Source organism: Scytonema sp. PCC 10023 (assembly GCF_963920835.1).
In the GTDB taxonomy this organism is placed as follows: domain Bacteria; phylum Cyanobacteriota; class Cyanobacteriia; order Cyanobacteriales; family Nostocaceae; genus Kalymmatonema.
Genome location: NZ_CAWUDP010000237.1, coordinates 1 through 3,661 on the forward strand (window position 1 = coordinate 1; position 3,661 = coordinate 3,661).

Below are 3,661 nucleotides of genomic sequence, written 5' to 3' on the forward strand. Positions count from 1 at the left end.
GAACCTTTCAACCATCAAGTGGCGGCAAATGACAGACTCGCTGATTTCACCCCTTATTGTCGCGGAGCGGTTTGAAAAAGCATTACGCCAAAGAAAGTAGCTTAAGTCTTTGGTGTGGATGCCAGCTAACAACCCGCTTGCACCCGACCGTATCAAGGCTGTCTATTGGGTGTTTGAGGGTATCTGCGGCGGGTAAAGCGGAACGTTATCTGTTGGGGCGCAGTCGAACTGAGGAGCGCTCTCCCGTTTTTCCCCAGAACTGGAGGCAATGCCATCGCCCCCTTCAGTTCTGGGGGAAATTAGCAAGCAGAAATTACGCATACGTGATTTTCTGCCAACACACAGGCGATCGCATTGTCAACTAAAACCGCTCTTGAGTCCCACACCGTAATCTTTGATTCGGTGTTGGGAGGAATTGCGGGCGATTGCTTGTTGCGTCCTTTGACCAATTCTTGAGAGTGCAAAGAGAGGGAGGAGGACAGCAACAAATCACGAAACATCAGGACGCTACGCATAATCTTGTACTCCGTTTAATTAGCTGTACTTTTGACGGGCTGAACTGCCCAAGTCTGTGCCAACTGTGGTCATATACTGAAACGTTTTTAGTTTTGGCTGTTTGGGTATAACCACCAACCCAACCGATATAAACTTTTCCTGCTTTTTCTGCTTTTACCAAATCACCTGAACGTAAGCCGAATGGCGTTACTGTCCCACCTTTACGCTTTCTATTACCTGGTACATCTTTGACAGGATTCTCAAAATGAAGTTGACGACGGAACAGATTAGGACGCGCAATAACACGAAATGGTGCAGACGTGATTATAACTTCACCAACCCAACGATGCCCGCGAGTATTGGCAGTGTGGAATTCAAGGAAACGCATGAAGTTACTTGCAGCCAGCGCGACCCCATCATGAGCATGAGTTTCAGGACTTTGTTTCTCCTTGTTTTTCTTATCTTTAGATAATCTTAGCTGTTGTCTAAGAATTGAAGTCTGCCAACCTTCTTGAACGCTCGTCGGTGCAATTTTCTCCAACCATTGCAACATTACTTTTTGACCAACCATCACCGGACTAAATCCTTTATCACCTTTAGCCTTAACGTACTCGTAGGTAATTCGAGTAACGGGAAATAGCCTTACGAGTTCCTTGGCGACTCGTAATTCCATTTCCTTGTTAGCTCGGATACTGGGAGGTAACTTGTTCTGTTTACGATTGTCGAAACGTTTTTGATGGTGCGCTCTTTTGTAAAATGCAATCTTGCGATTTATGCGTCTACCTCGCCTAGCACGTCGCAAAATTAGCCGTCCCGACATCTTTTTAGTAACATCTGAAAATGGCAAGATTAGATGTGCCATAAACAAAGTAAACTTCGCCGATTGCACGCCAATACCTGTAAACTTTTTCCCAGGGTCTAGCCCCAAAGCGATTGGTTGTTGTTCGTAACCAGATGGTTCTACTAACAGTTGAATACAGAAAACATTGAGGTCGTTGTGTACAATCTTAGCTTTGCCTTCTTTTAGCCAACGCCTAGCACGACTAGGTTTTGTTGGCATAAGTGGTTTACCGTTTGGTGATAATACTGGAACTCGTTCCATGGAGATAATCCTCACGAGAAAAGTTACAAGTCCCTTAGCCCACCGCTGCCAAAATGTCCTTTCTGCAAGCACTACTAATCAGGTAGTTTGTAATTATTCCGAGTTAGGGAAACGCTCGGAGGTACGTATCAGGTAACGGCTCATGGGCTAGTCATCTCTTGCGTTGCAAGCTGATTCTTGCAAGCCTACACTATACGCTTCGCGTATAGTGTAGGTAGTTGACTATCCTTAGTATGCCCACGATAAGAGCGCTCGCGCTTCCACTTTCGCCCAATGGCTATCATCGCCGCTTCCATCTCGTCATCATTAGCGACTTCTATCATTTGAACCAGAGAGCGCACGCCTTTGGTACCTTCACCTGACAAGGCATCAATGACGACTATGCCTAATTTTTCCTGGGCTGCTTGCCTTTGTGGAACAGGAAGCACACTCAGGATTTTGAAGTAATTACCAGCTTTTAGGTCAGTTTTTCCATCAAGAAATTTACTGAGAGTACTTTCATGTACACCCGCCTTTACAGCAATTTCTCTTGCTGTTAACCCACTTTCTCTAATTGCTGCAATTAATGTTTCTTGATGCCTATCCATATCGCCGCAACTTGCATTATTTCAAGTTTTTGTATATTATCAAACTTAACCAGGAAGTACAACTTAGCAAAGAATCACATTGGCATTATGGTGCTGGTGTGACAATTGTGTGACATTGAGAGCGACTTATGAAGACAAAAAACCAGCCCTACCTGTATTACAGGCAAGGGCAGAAATTCTCTTGATAAACATTGAATTATGAACATAGATTCATTATGACAGACGCAAAGATTCAAGGAAAGTTTTATCCACTTCAACATGAAGAATGGTTAAGAGCTTGCCGGGAATTAACGCCAGCACAGAAAGATGTGCTGTACTACATTCGCACGCTTTCACCGCATAACAATGGGATTGAAATTAATGCGGACTTGATAGCAAGCCAACTGTCATCGCCAGAGCATACAGTCCACAGCCAAACTGTAAGCCGCGCCTTGAAAGAACTAGATGCTAAGGGATTCATCGACCTATCCAGCTTCAGCCTAGTTGCCATCTCTGAGGAGGTGCAGCCATGATACCCAAGCCACAAAGGGACGAACAGGGCAGGGTTCAAGGTGAATTTTACCCTCTTCAAAAAGCAGAGCTTATTGCCCTCCGTAAAGCCAAGCTGATAAACAATGCCGCCTTTGTTCACCTGGTGCTCAGGTACGAGAACCCTTACTGCGACCGCCTTATTACGGTTATTCCTAAAGAGTTCGCGCTGCGGTGGCTCCTCCCAGAAAGCAGTGTCTATGAGGCGATCGCCAAGCTTAAGGCAGCTGGAGTTTTACTAGAGTGGATCAGATTACAAAAAGCTGAGTACACAGATACTGAGCGTCAAATACGCGCTCGCCTCAAAGATGAACTCGGTGGTGAAGTCGAAGTCATTACCGCTGTGGGTCGTATTGACTTACTCACAGAGTCAGAGGTTATTGAAATCAAGGAAATAAACAATTGGAAAGAAGCGTTAGGAAAAATTCTCGCTTACGCAACCTTCTTTCCAGAACATAGTAAGCGAATACACTTGTTTGGGCGTCCCGATTTGACAAAACTGGCGCTAGCTCAAGCAACCTGCTCGGAGTTTGGGATTACTGTAACTTTTGAGGAGGTGGAACTGTGAGTAAAGCATCTAGGGAAAAAATTGGTGTACCATTCCACCCCCTCACCGCAGAAGAGGTTAGACAGTGGTATCGGGACAAACTTTTGACGACTGCTGGCTATTTGCTAGCTATTAAAAAAGTTACAAAGCTTCCTGGTACTAATCTTGTCATCACCAACGTTCTAAAATTCTGCGAAGAGTGGGAAATTAGTAAATCTGCCTTCTACCGTGCAGTCAATGAACTTAGACAAAAAGGATACATTGATTGGGAAGTAACTCACGGAATAATTCTTCAAGAGTCTAAGAAAGTTATTCCTTTAAGAGAGAAAAAGTGTCCCACAAGCGGGACAGATTCCCACGAGCGGGACACAGATTCCCACGAGCGGGACACAGATTCCCACG

The 3,661-nt window shown here is 44.9% G+C and carries 5 protein-coding genes and 1 pseudogene; 3 read left to right on the forward strand and 3 right to left on the reverse strand.

All coding sequences use genetic code 11. From position 1 onward, the window contains the following. Positions 1–299: 299 nt before the first annotated feature. From ACM0OZ_RS48185 to ACM0OZ_RS48195, 3 genes are all read right to left on the reverse strand, one after another. Positions 300–515 carry a hypothetical protein gene (locus ACM0OZ_RS48185; RefSeq protein ID WP_414590048.1) on the reverse strand — a complete coding sequence of 72 codons (216 nt, stop codon included), beginning with the start codon at positions 513–515 and terminating at the stop codon, positions 300–302. After that, the gene (locus tag ACM0OZ_RS48190) at positions 500–1,597 is read right to left on the reverse strand and encodes an RRXRR domain-containing protein (protein ID WP_414590049.1); all 1,098 of its coding nucleotides are present in this window, start codon (positions 1,595–1,597) and stop codon (positions 500–502) included. Before ACM0OZ_RS48190 ends, ACM0OZ_RS48185 begins: the two co-directional genes overlap by 16 nt. Before the next feature lie 185 nt (positions 1,598–1,782). Then, positions 1,783–2,184 (reverse strand): helix-turn-helix domain-containing protein, encoded by a 402-nt coding sequence (locus ACM0OZ_RS48195; protein ID WP_414590050.1) that lies wholly within the window; start codon positions 2,182–2,184, stop codon positions 1,783–1,785. Positions 2,185–2,399: 215 nt separating this feature from the next. Between ACM0OZ_RS48195 and ACM0OZ_RS48200 the strand changes: the two genes are divergently transcribed. From ACM0OZ_RS48200 to ACM0OZ_RS48210, 3 genes and pseudogenes are all read left to right on the forward strand, one after another. Next, complete coding sequence (locus ACM0OZ_RS48200) at positions 2,400–2,696, forward strand: MarR family transcriptional regulator (protein WP_414590051.1); 297 nt, start codon at positions 2,400–2,402, stop codon at positions 2,694–2,696. After that, entirely contained in the window at positions 2,693–3,280 is a 588-nt protein-coding gene (locus ACM0OZ_RS48205; RefSeq protein WP_414590052.1) for a hypothetical protein, read from the forward strand. The genes ACM0OZ_RS48200 and ACM0OZ_RS48205 overlap by 4 nt, the downstream gene beginning before the upstream one ends. Then, positions 3,277–3,661: pseudogene (locus ACM0OZ_RS48210) on the forward strand (hypothetical protein); the annotation flags it as partial. The gene ACM0OZ_RS48205 and the pseudogene ACM0OZ_RS48210, both read left to right, overlap by 4 nt.